Source organism: Sutcliffiella horikoshii, from assembly GCF_020524325.1.
In the GTDB taxonomy this organism is placed as follows: domain Bacteria; phylum Bacillota; class Bacilli; order Bacillales; family Bacillaceae_I; genus Sutcliffiella_A; species Sutcliffiella_A horikoshii_D.
Window position 1 is genome coordinate 78,038 of the sequence record NZ_JAIVKY010000001.1, and the last position, 16,987, is coordinate 95,024.

The 16,987-nt window shown below is 41.4% G+C and carries 20 protein-coding genes and 1 riboswitch; of the genes, 1 reads left to right on the forward strand and 19 read right to left on the reverse strand.

Annotated features, from left to right (window positions below; all coding sequences use genetic code 11):
• Positions 1-85 precede the first annotated feature (85 nt).
• The 5 genes from LC091_RS00405 to LC091_RS00425 form a co-directional block, all read right to left on the reverse strand.
• On the reverse strand, positions 86-976 hold the full coding sequence (locus LC091_RS00405) for a superoxide dismutase (RefSeq protein ID WP_404819640.1): 891 nt from the start codon (positions 974-976) through the stop codon (positions 86-88).
• Between the two features lie 116 nt (positions 977-1,092).
• Positions 1,093-1,581 carry a YpuI family protein gene (locus LC091_RS00410; protein ID WP_226679764.1) on the reverse strand — a complete coding sequence of 163 codons (489 nt, stop codon included), beginning with the start codon at positions 1,579-1,581 and terminating at the stop codon, positions 1,093-1,095.
• Positions 1,582-1,704: 123 nt separating this feature from the next.
• Positions 1,705-2,136: a hypothetical protein gene (locus tag LC091_RS00415; protein WP_226679765.1), complete on the reverse strand. Its 432-nt coding sequence runs from the start codon at positions 2,134-2,136 to the stop codon at positions 1,705-1,707.
• A gap of 90 nt (positions 2,137-2,226) precedes the next feature.
• The gene (scpB, locus tag LC091_RS00420) at positions 2,227-2,811 is read right to left on the reverse strand and encodes an SMC-Scp complex subunit ScpB (RefSeq protein WP_226679766.1); all 585 of its coding nucleotides are present in this window, start codon (positions 2,809-2,811) and stop codon (positions 2,227-2,229) included.
• Positions 2,792-3,574, reverse strand: a complete 783-nt coding sequence (locus LC091_RS00425) for a segregation/condensation protein A (RefSeq protein ID WP_226679767.1) — start codon at positions 3,572-3,574, stop codon at positions 2,792-2,794. The genes scpB and LC091_RS00425 overlap by 20 nt, the downstream gene beginning before the upstream one ends.
• 118 nt (positions 3,575-3,692) lie before the next feature.
• Here LC091_RS00425 and LC091_RS00430 point away from each other — a divergent pair, with 118 nt between their 5' ends.
• Complete coding sequence (locus LC091_RS00430) at positions 3,693-4,211, forward strand: DUF309 domain-containing protein (RefSeq protein WP_226679768.1); 519 nt, start codon at positions 3,693-3,695, stop codon at positions 4,209-4,211.
• A 297-nt stretch (positions 4,212-4,508) separates the two neighbouring features.
• Here the strand turns inward: LC091_RS00430 and LC091_RS00435 are convergent, their stop codons facing one another.
• The 14 genes from LC091_RS00435 to LC091_RS00500 form a co-directional block, all read right to left on the reverse strand.
• A complete protein-coding gene (locus tag LC091_RS00435; protein WP_226679769.1) occupies positions 4,509-4,871 on the reverse strand; it encodes a GNAT family N-acetyltransferase in 363 nt (120 codons plus the stop codon).
• A 155-nt stretch (positions 4,872-5,026) separates the two neighbouring features.
• Positions 5,027-5,491 (reverse strand): 6,7-dimethyl-8-ribityllumazine synthase, encoded by a 465-nt coding sequence (gene ribH / locus LC091_RS00440; RefSeq protein WP_060667020.1) that lies wholly within the window; start codon positions 5,489-5,491, stop codon positions 5,027-5,029.
• A gap of 181 nt (positions 5,492-5,672) precedes the next feature.
• A complete protein-coding gene (locus tag LC091_RS00445) occupies positions 5,673-6,875 on the reverse strand; it encodes a bifunctional 3,4-dihydroxy-2-butanone-4-phosphate synthase/GTP cyclohydrolase II (RefSeq protein ID WP_226679770.1) in 1,203 nt (400 codons plus the stop codon).
• 14 nt (positions 6,876-6,889) lie between these two features.
• A complete protein-coding gene (gene ribE / locus LC091_RS00450; protein ID WP_226679771.1) occupies positions 6,890-7,543 on the reverse strand; it encodes a riboflavin synthase in 654 nt (217 codons plus the stop codon).
• Positions 7,544-7,547: 4 nt separating this feature from the next.
• Entirely contained in the window at positions 7,548-8,648 is a 1,101-nt protein-coding gene (gene ribD, locus LC091_RS00455) for a bifunctional diaminohydroxyphosphoribosylaminopyrimidine deaminase/5-amino-6-(5-phosphoribosylamino)uracil reductase RibD (protein ID WP_226679772.1), read from the reverse strand.
• 138 nt (positions 8,649-8,786) lie between these two features.
• Positions 8,787-8,937: riboswitch (FMN riboswitch) on the reverse strand.
• A 229-nt stretch (positions 8,938-9,166) separates the two neighbouring features.
• Positions 9,167-9,607 carry a peptidylprolyl isomerase gene (locus LC091_RS00460; RefSeq protein ID WP_223489689.1) on the reverse strand — a complete coding sequence of 147 codons (441 nt, stop codon included), beginning with the start codon at positions 9,605-9,607 and terminating at the stop codon, positions 9,167-9,169.
• A gap of 795 nt (positions 9,608-10,402) precedes the next feature.
• Positions 10,403-11,728, reverse strand: coding sequence for a diaminopimelate decarboxylase (lysA, locus tag LC091_RS00465; RefSeq protein WP_226679773.1), 1,326 nt, complete (start codon positions 11,726-11,728; stop codon positions 10,403-10,405).
• 222 nt (positions 11,729-11,950) lie between these two features.
• Positions 11,951-13,411, reverse strand: a complete 1,461-nt coding sequence (locus LC091_RS00470; protein ID WP_404819638.1) for a spore germination protein — start codon at positions 13,409-13,411, stop codon at positions 11,951-11,953.
• Positions 13,374-13,991 (reverse strand): stage V sporulation protein AE, encoded by a 618-nt coding sequence (locus LC091_RS00475; protein WP_404819641.1) that lies wholly within the window; start codon positions 13,989-13,991, stop codon positions 13,374-13,376. Before LC091_RS00475 ends, LC091_RS00470 begins: the two co-directional genes overlap by 38 nt.
• Complete coding sequence (gene spoVAE, locus LC091_RS00480; RefSeq protein WP_010194401.1) at positions 13,992-14,342, reverse strand: stage V sporulation protein AE; 351 nt, start codon at positions 14,340-14,342, stop codon at positions 13,992-13,994.
• Positions 14,342-15,352: a stage V sporulation protein AD gene (gene spoVAD / locus LC091_RS00485; RefSeq protein ID WP_226679775.1), complete on the reverse strand. Its 1,011-nt coding sequence runs from the start codon at positions 15,350-15,352 to the stop codon at positions 14,342-14,344. Before spoVAD ends, spoVAE begins: the two co-directional genes overlap by 1 nt.
• An 11-nt stretch (positions 15,353-15,363) precedes the next feature.
• Positions 15,364-15,822: a stage V sporulation protein AC gene (spoVAC, locus tag LC091_RS00490; protein ID WP_226679776.1), complete on the reverse strand. Its 459-nt coding sequence runs from the start codon at positions 15,820-15,822 to the stop codon at positions 15,364-15,366.
• A 14-nt stretch (positions 15,823-15,836) separates the two neighbouring features.
• Entirely contained in the window at positions 15,837-16,259 is a 423-nt protein-coding gene (locus tag LC091_RS00495; RefSeq protein ID WP_088018611.1) for a stage V sporulation protein AB, read from the reverse strand.
• Complete coding sequence (locus LC091_RS00500) at positions 16,249-16,869, reverse strand: stage V sporulation protein AA (RefSeq protein WP_226679777.1); 621 nt, start codon at positions 16,867-16,869, stop codon at positions 16,249-16,251. Before LC091_RS00500 ends, LC091_RS00495 begins: the two co-directional genes overlap by 11 nt.
• Positions 16,870-16,987 lie beyond the last annotated feature (118 nt).

Genomic DNA, 16,987 nt, shown 5'->3' on the forward strand with positions numbered 1-16,987 from the left:
CGTATTTCTCCGCCACTCAGGTCTTCATTGCGCACATTATCTACCCTTAAACAAAAAAAGAGGAGAACAACGCCCCCCTCCCTAATCAATATGGTTTCCACTTCAATCTTGACGCTTCTTGGTAACGCTTTTCAACATCTTTCCAATTAACAAGATTCCACCACTTATCGATATAATCTTTGCGGTTATTTTTATATTGAAGATAATAAGCATGCTCCCAAACATCTAAACCAAGTAAGGGAATCGTATCCCATTGAGTAAACAGCTGCTGCTTTTCCGTTTGCAAAATTTCCAATCGGTGTGCACGCGGTGACCAAACAAGCAAAGCCCACCCTACACCTTCCACTTTGTCAGCAGCTTGTGAAAAATGTTTTTTAAATTTCTCGTAACTACCAAAGTCTTGGACTATCTGCTGCATGAGCCTTCCGCTTGGCTGACCTCCACCGTTAGGTGACATGTTATCCCAAAACATCGTGTGCAAATAATGGCCGGATCCATGAAAGGCAGCTTCTCGTTCCCAGTGCTTGATAAGATCAAAATCACCTGTTTCGCGCGCCTCCAGCATTTTCATTTCCGCTTTATTTAATCCGTCCACATAGCTTTTATGATGCTTTTGGTGATGAAGTTCCATTATCTCCCTTGAAATGTATGGTTCAAGGGCGTTATATGGATATGGCAGTGGTGGAAGGGTGTGTTGGCCTATTGGCACTCTTCCATTATTCACACGCCTTGCTGAAACATTACGCATTCCTTCAGCACTATCTTCCACATGCCTTTTGATATCTAATATGTCAGACTCATAGAGATACTCTTGTTCCTGTGTATGTTGAACCCTTTTTAGAATTCCCCTTATTTCTGATAACCAACTGCTACGGTATTCTTCTTTGCTACTTTGATTGGAGGTCAATATTTCCAAACACCAGTCTTCCACATCGCTTAAATATTGCCTAAAAACATGCTGATTTTGTCTGATTATCCTCACCCTCCCCTGCACTCATCGTTTTATTGTATGCAATATCTGGGCGTAATGGAACAGAGTATGAGTTATATAAAAAAAACACCAACCCATAAGAATGGGCTGGTGCTATAGGATCAATTGCTTTGCATCATTTTTGTCCGGTAGTCTGTTTCATAATACTCCAACTCTTCACGAACTGATTGGAAGTCGCCCTCCAAACCTCGGATCACCATTTTTAATGATTCTGGAGGTGCCTCATGGAACTGAATGGAATTCTTTCCGGTATAAGCAGAACGGCTGTCCTCATACCAAGCATCGTTTCTTGGAGCAAAAAACTCTTCAATACATTGATGGTAAATGTTATATAAAACTTTTTCAGCAGCTGACTTTCTAAACGGTTCACTTTTCAGGATAACTTGACAAGCATTCAACCCTTCGTCACAGAATACAGCAAGTCGACGAGTATTCAATAAAAGAAGTTCTACATACTCTTGTTTCGTAGAAGACTCTTCCATCAAAGTGGAAAGTGTAGCTTCATTCAAGAACGTATTCAATTGATGTACCGTATTTCCTAAAAAGCTCTCAACCTGTTCTGTTTGTGATTTTACAATTGTATTTGCCATTGAAAAATGACCCTCCAAGTATAGTTTTTTCTAATTGTGAGTTTCTACTATTTCTACTACGTTACGTCTCTAAAGCTAAAAGTATTACTAGCAATGCTAGAAGTACTTCTAGCTTGGCCTACTTCAAGAAGTAGATTGCGCTAAAAAATGTAGCGGCGATGAAAGCTTATAGTGACCTTGATTGTGAATACCTTCAAAGATCTCTCTAAGTTTAGGAATATCTACTCCTTCAAAATACCCTGCAAGCTCTTCCTGCGTATTAATATAGATTCGCTTTCTTTCACGAAAACTTGGGTTTTTAATTAAACAAGTAATGGCTACCAAATCTTTAAAAGTAACTTCCTTTTCACCAATCTTGAAAATAGGATCTGCCTCTCCACTCATGGAGGGGATGAACTCAGCAAAGGTTTCGTCATAATATCGAATATACAATACGTGTAACGTCTTTTCTTGTCCTTCATCTTCAAATGTCACTTCAGAGCGGTTGAAAAAATCCTCAGAAGTGTTGGGTTGCGCCTTTTCTAATTCATACCCTCTACTATTTATTATACGCATACGGTCACTCCCACCTGCTAATCTGTCATAGGGGCTTACATATTTATAGCCTCCCATACTACTATTTTACCATAAGAGACTTAAATAATCTTAAGATTCAAACGTTTCTTGAAACTTTTCAAAGAACAAATCTGCTTCTTCATCCATTTCTTCCATATTTACAGATAGCGGCGGCAGTTCTTTAATATCTTTTAATCCGAAATAATCCAGAAATTCCTTCGTAGTTCCATAAAGAATGGCTCTTCCTGTTCCTTCCGCCCTGCCAACCTCCTTCACTAGCGCCTTCGCTGCCAATGTTTGAAGCGGTCTTTCACTTTTCACACCACGAATACTCTCCACTTCTGTTCTGGTAATCGGCTGTTTATATGCAACAATCGCCAATGTTTCCAGCGCTGCCTGTGAAAGTGTTTGGGAAGAAGGCGATTCTACTAGTTTTTTCAAATAGACAGAATGCTCTTTTTTAGTAGTCAATTGATACGTACCTGCTAGTTCTATGAGGGTAATTCCCCTCTCTTTCTTTTGATAACCTTTTCTCAACTCATCTAATATATCCTTTGCGACATGTTCCTCCACTTCAAGGACATTTGTAAGTTCCTTTAGCGTAAGCCCTTCGTCTCCTGCAGCAAAAAGGAGGCTTTCCACAATCGCTTTCCAATTAATAATAGCCACTTCCATCGTTTCCTCCTTCCTTATAAGACACATATATATCCGAAAAATTATTATCCTGTTCCAAAAGAATACTATTCTTTTTTAGAAGTTCGAGTATCGCCAAAAATGTCACGACAATATACTCTTTGCTTGACTCTGGAAAAAGCTCATAAAAATGCTTGCGTCCCCTAAATTGACGTAGATCTTGGATTAGTTCTTCCATCCGCTTCTCAATAGGAATCTCCTGGCGTGTAATCCTCGTTTGCATTGGCTTTTGTATTTTCTTCCTGCGCATTAGTTTCTGCAATGCGCCGAGCATATCATATAAGGAAACATCCAGGTTCACTTCTTCCGGCTTTACTTCCTTCATGAGACCACTCAAATCACTTGGGGGCTTTGTGAAAAGATGGCTTCGTTCCTCTTCCATCTCTTTTAAATCATCTGCCGCCTCTTTATACTTTCTATATTCAATTAACCTGTTCATCAATTCTTCACGAGGATCCTCTTCATATTCAGTAAATTCATCATCCTCGTCTAGGATTTCCTCTTCATGTTTCGGAAGCAGCATTTTGCTTTTAATTTCAATAAGGGTAGCCGCCATGACAAGATACTCACTAGCAACATCTAATTGAAGTTCTTTCATGGTATGTATGTATAATAAGTATTGCTCGGTAATTTGAGCAACCGGAATATCATATATATCAATTTCCAACCTGTTAATTAAATGTAATAATAAATCCAAAGGGCCTTCAAAGGCCTCTACTTTCACATTGTATTCCTGCACAATCATTCATCCACCTAACATAAACATCAAACTATACAATAGTATAGAGTATTGTAGCAAGATTTTATAGGGTTTTCATGATTATGTTAAAATATTATTAGATTTGTATTGAGGAGGAAATCCTTTGTATCCAAAAGCTTATCTTGATTATTTATATCATTTTCATTGTGATAGAGACTATTTTGAATGCCATGAAGTATTAGAAGAATATTGGAAGGAAAAAGATGCGGCTGAGCGTGACATTCATTGGGTCGGTCTCATCCAAATTGCCGTGGGACTTTACCATCACCGCAGGAAAAATTTCAGTGGAGCATTACGGATGCTTCAAAATGCCTGCCGGATTATCGGCAAGGAATCGGCGGAGATTGAGGCATTAGGACTTGATAGTGGACGATTGGTTGAAGCACTTGAAGAACGTGTCGTTTGTGTAACGAAACAAGAACCCTATGAAAGTATGAATTTGCCAATAGCAGACCCTGATCTGCAACTGTCTTGTGACGCTATGGCTCAGAGCGCGAGTAAAGTATGGGGAGCAGCAAGCGATTTGCTAAATGAATCATTGGTAAACAGACATACAGTCAGGGATCGTTCTGATGTGATTGAGGAAAGGAAGAGGCAGCTGGATTTGCGGAAGAAGGGGTAGGGTGAACATGAAGCCGGGGCGTTGGAGGCGGTGTCGGACTCAGTCTTGATGTCGTAATTTAGCCATTTATGTCGAACGGCATGTATTTAGTCCGGTTCCGCTCGTATTTTTGTTTTTTGGACAGTATTTGCTTCAGCTCGGCTCGTATTTTTGTTTTTTGGACAGTATTTGCTCCCGTTCCGCTCGTATTTTACTTAACGTGACTTTCCTGGTCTGTTCAGAGTCAAAAATTCACTTCCCCAACACAAAAACGACGTGCTTTCACATAGAAAGCCGTCGTTTTTCTCATATATGCAGTTATTCACTACATTCATCTTCATTTAAATCGCATTTTTCAATAAATGCAGTAGTATATTGGGTTGTTTTGACTGCTTTGTTTGGATAAGTTTGCGTGAGCGCTAGAACCATTCTTTTACCAAACCCTTGCCCGCGGTGAGAAGGGATCACACTGATGTGTTGAATGGTGAAGCTTTCCTCATCCAACTCGATACCAATCAAACCGATAATATCGTCTTCCTTCCAAAGGAAAAGCTGCCAACTTTCTTTCTCTTCGTAGTCTCTCATCGATTGCTGTAATTTCTTCAGCTCTTTTTCAGTTGGCATAAAGGACATTAGACCCATAGCAATTTTCTCAAAGCTCTTCTTATAACGAATTAACATAAATTACCCCTCATTATCGAAAAAACTTTCATAAGTATAACTACAAGTAGTATAGGAAAATGGATGAAAAATGTTCCTATCTGAAAGATTTTCTTACTCTTAAGTATACATTCTATCCAAACAAAGCTTTAAAGTACACCTTTTTAAAATAAATCTTAAAATTCGCGTAATAAATTTGCCATTTCAATGGCAGCTGCAGCAGCTTCCCAACCTTTGTTACCGGCTTTTGTACCTGCTCTTTCGATAGCTTGTTCAATGGTTTCTGTTGTAAGTACACCAAAGATAACGGGAATTCCCGATTGCATAGAGGCTTGAGATACTCCTTTTGCCGCTTCGTTACATACATAGTCAAAGTGAGGAGTAGATCCACGAATTACGGTTCCGAGGGTAATTACTGCATCGTACTTACCGGAGTCGGCCATTCTTTTTGCTACCAATGGAATTTCGAATGCACCCGGTACCCATGCTACGTCCACTTGGTCTTCTTCTACTCCGTGTCTTTTAAGAGCGTCTTGTGCTCCGCCTAGAAGTTTGCTTGTGATGAATTCATTGAATCTGCCAACTACGATACCTACTTTAAGTCCTGTTCCTACTAAATTACCTTCAAACACTTTCGCCATTTTAAGTTCCTCCTAATTTATATTTCTTCATCAAAGCCGTTGTTACTTTCCGCAAAATGCTTCGCTTTCCGCTGGGCGGCCTTGAGCCTCCTTACAACGTTTCAGGGGTCTCAACATTGCCGCTTCTCGCCGCTTGCGTCTTCGCATTTTGCTCCAAGTAACAACTAGCGTACTGGACTATTTAGAAATGCAACATATGCCCTAATTTTGAATGCTTGGTTTTTAAGTAATTTTCATTTGCTTCCTTGGTGGGCATTTGAAGTGGCACGCGGTCCACAACTTCAAGTTCATAGCCCTTTAATCCTGCTATCTTACGAGGATTATTAGTCAGCAGTTTCATTTGAGATACACCAAGGTCTCGTAAGATTTGCGCGCCAATTCCATAGTCTCGCAAGTCTGCACCAAATCCTAGCTTCTCGTTCGCTTCTACTGTGTCGTAACCTTCTTCTTGCAGCTTGTAGGCACGCATTTTGTTAAGCAAGCCGATGCCTCTTCCTTCTTGTCTCATGTACAAAAGGACTCCATTGCCTTCTTTTTCAATTTGAGCAAGTGCTGCATGAAGTTGCGGTCCACAATCACAACGATTGGATCCAAATACATCTCCTGTCAAGCATTCAGAGTGAACGCGGACAAGCGTTGGAGAGTCAGGATCGATATCTCCTTTTACTAAGGCTACATGTTCCTTTCCATCCACGACATTCGAGTAGCCGACAGCACGGAAGTCACCGAATTCGGTTGGAAGCTTAATTTCCACTTCCCGTTGAACCAATTTGTCTTTACGGTTACGATATTGAATCATATCTTTAATCGTAATCATTTTAAGATCAAATTTGTCGGCAATCTTTCTTAGCTCTGGCACACGTGCCATAGAGCCGTCTTCATTCATAATTTCACAGATGACACCTGCCGGGTAGGAGCCGCTCATTAACGCCAAGTCGACTGCTGCCTCTGTATGACCTGCTCTTCTTAACACCCCGCCTTTTTTAGCAACAAGTGGAAAAATATGTCCTGGACGTTTAAAGTCTCCTGCCTTTGAAGTTGGTGACAAGAGTTCCAATATGGTAGTGGAACGTTCAAATGCAGAAATGCCGGTTGTGGTTGATTTATGATCAATACTGACGGTAAAGGCAGTTCCATGTGAATCCGTATTGTGATTTACCATTGGTACAAGGTCCAGTTTCTCTGCTAGCTCATCTTGTACAGGCACACAGATCAATCCACGGCCATGGGTTGCCATAAAATTCACTACAGCAGGTGTTGCCTTTTCAGCTAGAGCTACGAAATCTCCTTCGTTCTCTCTGTCCTCATCATCACAAACAATGATCACTTTGCCTTGTTGTAAGTCTTCTAATGCTTCTTCTATTGAATTAAATAACTCACTCATCTTTCTCACCCACCTTATTTAAATCCATGCTCTTCTAAAAATGATGCAGACATACTCGATTTACGTGAAGAAGTTTCATTTTGCTGCTTTAGCAGATGCTCCATATATTTTGCCAACATGTCCACTTCAATATTGACAAGATCACCTTTTCCTTTCTCACCTAGAATTGTTTCATTTAAGGTGTGAGGAATGAGGGAAATAGTAAAGCTATTATCTGTCACCCCAAAAATGGTTAGGCTTGTACCATCAACTGTTACGGACCCTTTAAGCATGAGATATCGTGATAAAGGACCATCAACAGTGATGGTGTAGTAAACCGCGTTGCCCAATCTCTTCTTATCTTGAATGGTTCCTATTCCGTCCACATGCCCACTGACAAAGTGCCCTCCGAATCTTCCATTCGCAATCATTGCTCTTTCTAGGTTCACCTTAGAACCTGCATTTAATGTCTTAAGCGAAGTTGCACGTATTGTTTCTGGCATAACATCGACTGTAAATCGGTTTGAAGTAAACGTTGTAACCGTTAAGCAGACACCATTGACTGCTATACTATCTCCTAGCTTTACATCTTCTAACACTCTTTCTGCTTCGATTTCTAGAATAATTGCTTGATCGCCTCGAATGATTTGTTTAATCGTTCCTATCTCTTCAATGATTCCTGTAAACAATGGCTCACCTCCATTCTTCTTTAGGGGTTGAAACAATCTTCAGGTCCTCACCAATCTTGGTGACCTCTTTTATTTCAAGCTCCACAACTTCACTCATTGAAGCAAAACCTTCTCCCCCAATAAGCGTCGGAGCATCTTTTCCACCTATTAATTTAGGAGCGATATAAGTTATTACCTGTTGAATGGCTTTCTCTTTTAGAAAACTAGCATTAACTGTCGCGCCGCCTTCTACAAATAAAGAAGTGATTCCTTCCTCGCCAAGTAACGAAAGAAGATCGTTGATTTCTACTTTTTCTGTTGGTAATGTATGAACTCTGACTCCTTCTTTTCCCTCTAAAGCAACCACTTTCTCCAATTCCGGTTTAGAGCCTGTGATTATCCAGGTAGGCGCCTTCCCGTCTGTTAGCACTTTTGAGTACAGTGGTGTTCTAAGGTGAGAGTCAAGGATGATTCTTATTGGGTTCTTCCCGCCATTAGGCAGTCTAGTGTCAAGACTTGGATCATCTGCAAGAACCGTCCCAACTCCTACTAAAATCGCATCATGCTGATGACGATATTGATGAACATCCATTCGCGCATCAGGTCCAGTTATCCACTTACTCTCATTCGTGTGAGTCGCTGTCTTGCCATCGAGGCTTGCAGCAGTTTTCAATGTTACAAATGGTTTTCCTGTTTTAATATGATGAAAGAAAACTTGATTTAACGCCAAGGCTTCCTCCTCACATACACCAAGGTCCACTTCAATACCTGCCTTACGAAGCTTTTCGATCCCTTTCCCTGCTACTAATGGGTTTGGATCAGTGGACGCGATAACCACTCTGCTAACCTGAGATTGAATGAGAAGGTCAGAACATGGAGGCGTTTTGCCAAAATGACTGCAAGGTTCCAGCGTTACATAAACGGTTGAATTTCTTGCTTTGTCTTCGCCTGCCATTTGAATGGCATTCACTTCTGCATGTGCTTCTCCCGCTCGCAAATGTGCACCAAATCCAACAATTTCTCCATGTTTCACTACGACACAACCAACAACCGGGTTTGGAGAGGTTTGCCCTGTTGCACGCTTCGCCAAATCCATGGCAAATTTCATATAATACTGATCTTCCAAAGCAATTCCCCCTCCTAAACTTCTACCGAAAAAAATAAAAAACCTCTAAGATTACAGCCTTAGAGGTTTGAGTGGATTAAAATTGCGTATAGGAAAATAAACAGTGCTCAAAAATGGATTTTTCACTGCTTGCAATCTATAATCCTTCTCCCATCCAGACTTTCACTGTCGGCCCTGGAGTTTCACCAGATCCACCGCTTTCCTTTTTCAAGAAAATCGGGTCACGGACTAAGAAGCATAATGCTTCATCACCGCCGGTAGGGAATTTCACCCACCCCCGAAGGACATTCATATGTAGTTGTATACCGTTATTATTTTAGCATATCTTCCTGATAAGTAAAATTTAAAGTTTCAGATAAGTTTGTTAAACGATGAAAAACCAGTAAATTAAGCCCCACACTAGGGACATCCCAAGCAATACGCCTAGTAAAATCCAGTTCTTTTTATTCATGGTCGTTACCCTCTTTCTTTTTCTCGTAAAAAAAGAGAGAGCATCTCTGCTCCCACTTTTAAAACTATTATTCAGCGTCTGTTACTTCAACTTTCTCCATAACGTCGCCATTTTTCATGTTTCTAGCTGTTTCAAGACCAGAAGTCACTTTACCAAACACAGTGTGAACACCGTTTAAGTGTGGTTGTGGTTGGTGTACGATGAAGAATTGGCTAGAGCCTGTGTCTCTTCCAGCGTGAGCCATGGAAAGGCTTCCTGCTTCATGATTATGTGGGTTACCTTCTGTTTCACATTTGATTGTAGTGCCGCTACCGCCTGCACCAGTACCAGTTGGATCTCCACCTTGGCTAACAAAACCAGGGATGACACGGTGGAATGTAACACCGTTGTAGAATCCTTCGTTTGCTAATTTTTCAAAGTTAGCAACTGTGTTAGGTGCTTCGTTTGGATAAAGTTCGAATTCGATTTTTTCTCCGTTTTCCATAAGTATGTATCCTGTTTTTGCCATTATGAACATCTCCTTGTATATAAAAATTAAAAGAACCAGTTATAATCATACATGATTATAGTAGGAAAAGGAAGTCAGAGGTCCGGTAAAGCTACTTTTTAATTCTTGTATCTCATATTCACCGCTGTTGATTTCCGCAAATGGCTTCGCTTTCCTAGGGGCTGACGAGAGCCTCCTCGGCAAGCCTGCGGGGTCTCCACCTAGCGCTATCTCCCTCAGGACAAGGAAGACTTCGGCAGCTAAACATCGCACGAAGAAAATGCGTAGCATTTTCGAGGAGTCTTCGCCTTTTGCTCCAATCAACAGCTAGAAATTACGTGTGCGATATGTTAGAGGTTTTAAATATACTTGCAATATAGCTTTTAAAATCTTTAGGTAAATGAAGTAACTTTGTTGATTGTAGTGGAAGGCGCGCAGACGCCCGCGGGAGGAAGGGACAGGTGAGACCCCGCAACGGAGGAAGCCACTGAAGAAGTCATTGATTTCAGATATTATTGTGCCACCGCTGTTGATTTCCGCAAACGGCTTCGCTTTCCTAGGGGCGCTGCTGGAGCCTCCACGGCTGCGCCTGTGGGGTCTCCACCTAGCGCTATCTCCCTCAGGAGTCTTCGCCTTTTGCTCCAATCACCAGCTGAAAATCAACAATTTTCATTAGATTTCAGTTTTTCAGTGGCTTCCAACGAAGTGAGGAGGCTCACGGACCGCTCGCAGGCAAGCTAAGCGCCTGGAATGGAAATCAACAGGATTTTTAAAGCCCACCCTCGGCAAAAAGGGTGAGCTTTTGTTTGGTTGTGATTATTTTGTTAGCTTCGTTTTCGCTTGAAAAGGTAAGTCCAGTCTTACTAGGTCTTCGAATGTTTCGCGGCGGATGACTAGTTGAGCTTCTCCGTCTTCCACAAATACAACAGCAGGTTTCGCGATTCTGTTATAGTTGTTTGCCATTGCATAACCGTAAGCTCCGGTACAGAATACCGCCAAATAGTCTTCGTGATTCGCTTTTGGTAACGGAAGGTCCCAGATCAACATATCACCAGATTCGCAGCATTTTCCTGCTATGGATACTTTGTCATCTGCTTCATCTTCCACTCTGTTTGCCAATACCGCCTCATATTTTGCCTGATATAACGCAGGACGGATATTGTCCGTCATACCGCCATCAATCGCCAAATAATGCCTGATGTTAGGAATCTCTTTTTTAGATCCTACAGAATAGATGGTAGTTCCCGCGTCTCCTACCAATGAACGACCAGGTTCAATCCATATTTCCGGCATTTTCAAACTATGATCTTTTACAATAGATTGAACATCAGTGATGATTTCTTCTACATAAACGGAAGCAGGAAGGGGATTGTCTTCCTCTGTATAGCGAATGCCAAATCCACCCCCAAGGTTTACAACACGCGCTTCAAATCCTTCTTCTTCGTTCCATTGCTTTAATGTATCAAAAAGTTTGCCTGCAGCAAGCTTAAATCCTGTTGTTTCAAAAATTTGAGAACCAATATGACAATGAATTCCCAGCAAGTCCAAATGAGTTGCATTAGAAGCAATCTTCATCGCTTCGTGTGCCTGGCCGCTTTGCAAGTCAAAACCGAATTTAGAATCCTCTTGGCCTGTCAAAATATAATCATGTGTATGTGCATTAATGCCTGGTGTAACTCGAAGCAGAATTGGCATCGTATATCCATGCTTTTTACAGATATCCTGAAGCAAAGTCAATTCCAAGAAGTTGTCTACAACAACACAGCCAATTTTCTTCTCGACAGCCATTTCAAGCTCTTCCACACTCTTGTTGTTGCCGTGAAAGTGGATGCGATCTACCGGAAAGTCCGCCACAAGCGCTGTATAGAGTTCGCCTCCTGACACAACGTCTAGTGATAAGCCTTCCTCTTTTATTAGTTGAAACATAGCAACAGAAGAAAAAGCCTTACTAGCGTATGCTACTTGTGCTTTTACACCAAGATTTTTAAATGTTGTTTGAAAGTCGCGTGCACGTTGTCTAATTAGTGCAACATCATAAACGTATAGGGGAGTGCCATAATCTCCAGCAAGTTCAATTGTGTCCACTCCACCTATTTCCAAGTGTCCTTTTGCGTTTACTTTACTAGTTCCATGAAAATACATATGCCGTTTCCCCTCGCGCTGATAGTTTATGTAACCCTATTTAATACCATATTCTCTATGAGAGTAATGTGGATGTGTTCTAGCCCTGTTAAAAAAATTTAAGCAAAAAACAGCTAAACAGAATCTTTAGCTGTTCGAACAATCACTTTTATTCTGTACTTGATTAAACTAAACTTTACCACACATGAATGCCTCTATCAAGCGAATATTCTTACTAGTTTGTTATTGAGGCTGTCTAAAACGATTTCTCGGATGTACGATGCTTGGACGAATTTTTGCACCTGGTGTACTTCTCCTAACAAGGATCATGAGTAACGCTTTTGGACTGAACGGAATGAGCGGCCACAGGTACGGTGTATTTAACGAGCGAGTACCAGCAAGGAATAAAATTAATAAGGTTATTCCGACAACCAAACCTGGCACGTGAAAAAAGGCAACAAGCAATAAAAGGAGTAACCGCATTATTTTATTGGCCACACTCAGTTCATAACTTGGGGTTGTAAACGATCCAATTGCCGCTACTGCCACATACAAAATAACCTCTGGGACAAAAAGCCCGACATCAATGGCAATTTGCCCAATCAATACAGCAGCAATCAAACCCATCGCAGTGGAGAGGGCGGTCGGGGTGTGAATCGCTGCCAGTCTTAGAAACTCCACTCCTATATCTGCAAGAAAGATTTGAAAGACAACAGGAATATTAGATTCTTCATTTGGTCCAATAAAGCTTATCTGTTCTGGCAGCAGACTTGGTTCCAAAATCATTAAGAACCAAAGTGGTAACAGGAACAAAGAAGCAAAGATACCGCAAAAGCGGACCCAGCGGACAAACGTACCAACTGCAGGTGACTGACGGTATTCCTCTACATGTTGCACATGATGGAAGAAGGTAGTCGGTGTAATGATGACACTTGGAGAAGTATCTACCATTACAATGACATGCCCTTCCAACAGATGAGTAGCTGCAATGTCAGGTCTTTCTGTGTAACGAACGAGCGGATATGGATTATAACCCTGCTTTACGATAAACTCTTCAACTGTTTTATCCGCCATGGTCAGGCCATCAATATCAATATTTTTCGTTTCTTTTCGAACTATATCAACCAGGTCTGGGTCTGCTACATCCTTTATGTATGCTAGACAAATGTCTGTTTTTGACCTTTCACCGACTTGAAAAATTTCATAACGAAGTCTCTCATCCCTAATTCTTCTTCGTGTCAGTGCAGTATTGACAATAATATTCTCTACATAACCGTCCCTTGCTCCCCTGACCACTTTCTCCGTATCAGGTTCTTCAGGATTACGTCCTGGGTATGCACGGGTATCAATGACAAATCCGCTGTGTTCGCCTTCTAGCAAAATAACAACAAGTCCACTGAGCACCTGGTCGACCACTTCATCCATATACTCAATGTTATTCACTTGCTGATTCACCAAGCGATTATGAACAATTTCTTTTACTTTATATGTCTTCTTTTCAAAATCATTTATGTGAAGCAGTTCTTCCATTAACTCTATAATAAACATTGTGTCACACAGACCATTTACATAATAGAGGTTCAATTCCTTACCAAGAACAGTGAACTTCCTTACGCCAAGGTCAAAGCTGACATCTAGTCCTACTTCGTCTTTGAAAAATTTCTCGTTATTCGTCAGCTTCGGTGATATCGGTACTTTTTCCATTCCATTGTGAGACATCATACCCATTCCTCTCTAAAATGATTTCGACCGCTTTACTGGTAATGGGAGCTCCTCGTTTTACGTCATCTCTCCTTGCCATTTTTCCTATATCGCCAATTCCGACAATAAGCGGAAAATGCAGCTCATCTAAACAATAGACGGTATCACCATTTATTCTTCCAATATCCATTTCCTGTATTCCACTTTTATCAACTCCATGAGAGGAGATTTGCAAATCACGATCAACAGTCACATGCACTCTTGTCCATTCCGATTGGTGTGTTTTAGAAGCAACGGCGATTACTCCTAATACTTCAATCTGTTCATGAGTTGCCACATAGCGAAGTGCTCGCTCACCTGCTCCCTCCCCAAGAAAACCGCTGTCATCAAACATTACAAAAACGGGTTCACTTTTCGCCTGCAATATAAGCTTCACTAACTCCTCCCCACTAAGCAAGGTAGGATTGCCAAATGAAGCGGAGATACATCTGCCACCATAGTGTTTAGCAACAAGCTGTATCGTCTTTTTGGCATATACATCTCCATCCGTTATTAAGATGACCCGTTTTGTAATCACATCTATCTACCCTTTCGGTTTAAAGATCAGTGCGGCGATAAAAGCAAATAGAATGGCAGCGGAAATCCCCGCAGAGGTTAACTCAAATATTCCCATCCCAATCCCGATAAAGCCGTGTTTCTCTGACTGGTGCATGGCACCGTGGAGTAAAGAATGACCAAAGCTTGTTATCGGTACGGTTGCACCTGCACCTGCAAAATCAATGAGCTTATCATATATTCCAAAGCCGTCCAAGATTGCCCCGGCGACAACAAACGAACTCATTACATGTGCAGGTGTAAGTTTTGCAAAATCCAATAATAGCTGCCCAATAACACAAATCAAACCACCGACCACAAAAGCTATGAGATATTCCATTATGGACCCACCCTCTCTAACACAACTCCATGGGCAATCGTTGGAATCGATTCCTTTTGCTGAATCATGGTAGGACTGAGTAATGCTCCTGTAGCGACTACAAGAACTTTTTTGATCATGCCAGTCAATAGTTCATTAATGAGATGGGCATATGTTACGACCGCACAGCATCCACAACCGCTTCCGCCGGCAAATACTTCTTGATCTGGCCGGAAAATCATTAATCCGCAATCGCTATGTTTAACGGTGATATCATAGCCTTCTTCTTTTAAAAGCTCCTTTAAGATAGGACTTCCGACTCCAGAAAGGTCGCCTGTTACGATCAGGTCATAACTGTCTGGATTAACATTTAGATCTTGAAAATGCGCTTGAATCGTATCAGCTGCTGCCGGCGCCATGGCGGAACCCATGTCAAACGGGTCTGTGATACCAAGATCCATTACCCTTCCGATGGTCGCTGAGGTAATACGGATAGGGCTCGGCTCTTTGCTGACAAGCGCAGTGCCAGACCCAGTCACAGTGAAAGTTGCAGAATCAGGTTTTTGGCCGCCGTATTCGGTAGGATAGCGAAACTGCCTTTCTGCTGTGGCATTGTGGCTGCTGGTGGAAGCAAGTACCCTTTTGGCAAAACCACCGTCCACAAGCGCTGCCCCTACTGCCAATGTTTCCATGGAGGTGGAGCAAGCACCAAACATGCAAAGGAAAGGAATTTGATGATGCCGTGCTACATAATTAGCCGTTACATTCTGGTTAAGTAAGTCTCCTGCAAGAAAAAAGTCAATGTCCTTGTATTCCAGGTTCACCTTTTCGAGACAAGTTTGAATAGATTGCTCCATCAACCTTCTTTCGGCAAGCTCCCAATTATCTTCACCACAGTGGAGCGCATCATGCGTTTTATCAAACAAAGAACCAAGTGGCCCTTCCGCTTCTTTTGGTCCAACAGCTGTTCCAGTTGAATTAATATAGATTGGTTGTTCAAAAACCCAACTTTGCTTTCCCGTAAGTCGCATACTTCTACCCCCTAACCAGTAAAGCTCATATTTAATAAGTACCTGATCATGCCAACCACATAGGCAGCCACCACTCCAAATACGATGACGCTTCCTGCAAGCTTAAACATATTTGTCGCAACGCCAAGGACAATTCCTTCACTACGATGCTCCATCGCCGCACTTGTCATGGAATTTGCAAACCCAGTCACGGGCACTGCAGAACCAGCACCAGCAAATTGACCAAGTTTATCGTAAATACCAAGCCCTGTAAGCAAGGCTGAAATTAAAATGAGAGTAGCTACTGTAGGATTTCCCACATTTTCTTCATTGAAATTAAACACCGTCATATAGAAATTTTGGATACCCTGCCCAATCAAACATATTAGCCCTCCTACAAGAAAAGCCTTCACGCAATTGATAATGTAAGGTGTTTTAGGCTGGAACTTTTTTATGTTATTTTTATAATTATCTTTAAGCTTTTCACTCATGATTGCCATACCTCCTACAAATTGACAAACACCAACCAGTGATATAACGACCCAATTATCTTCCCGAACACGATGGCCATCAAGAGAATTGCCATCTGACCGTCAACGCCAATTCTTTTTGCTAATATCGGCAGGACATTTAGCACTTCTGTTAAGGCTGCTGCAAGCAAGCCTACAAACACCCCACAAAACAAACCAATCGGGATGGCGAGAATAGAAGGTAGATGAAAAGCGACACTGTTTAAACTAATCCAACTTCCAAACAATGCCCCTCCAATTACTCCCCATTCGTAGCCATAAACAAATTTTGTCGTCTTGGTCAATTGCGTTAACCTTGGAATGATTCCTAGCACTGCAAGAAACGCAACAAAGCCTGATCCAACAGCTAGCCCCCCTGCCAAACCGAGGAATACAACAAATACAATGTTAATCGTCATCAATTTTTTTTGAGCTCTCCTTGTTTTCATGCATGATTACATATTGATCTAGATCTTGTTGGTAGTTGAACATCTCTACTTCTAGGGGGCTTGGCTCTTCATTGATCCTTTTTCGAAAAACATGATTAAAAAACAAAATCATGCCTAGGCCCAAACCGATGGAATAAGGAATTTGGAGAAGGAGCGGCTTGTCATCTTCCAGGCCGGTGATGGTTTTAAATATCTTCTGGTGAACAATCCGCATGCTAACATCTTCATGAAAATTCATAATGGCAAGTGCAGCACCTAAGAAAAGAAGAAGCCAGACTCCAATAAAAAACATTGGGCGGAAGCGTTTTTTCTTATACACAACCTCCACAATGGTCTGAGCAGGTCCAAAGGTTTGTATATCGAGTTCTCCATCCACTTTTCTAATCTCTTTAATCATCCGCATTACATCCAACACGACAATGGATCTATCACTCATGTTTATTTGATGAATAGAAATATTGCGCACTTTTTCTAAAATTTCCGTATCTGCAACTAACTGGGCCACATCTTCTATTTTTATCATTTGATTTGGACGAGCTTGAATCCGGTGACGAAGGCGAACATATAGCGATTTATCCATCTTCCAAACACATCCTGCCAAAAGATATTGTATATGTAGTATGGATTAGTGGGAGATTTACCATGCAAAGGAAAAAAGAACACCAAGAATTACCACGTTTTCTCCAACAAAAAAACCG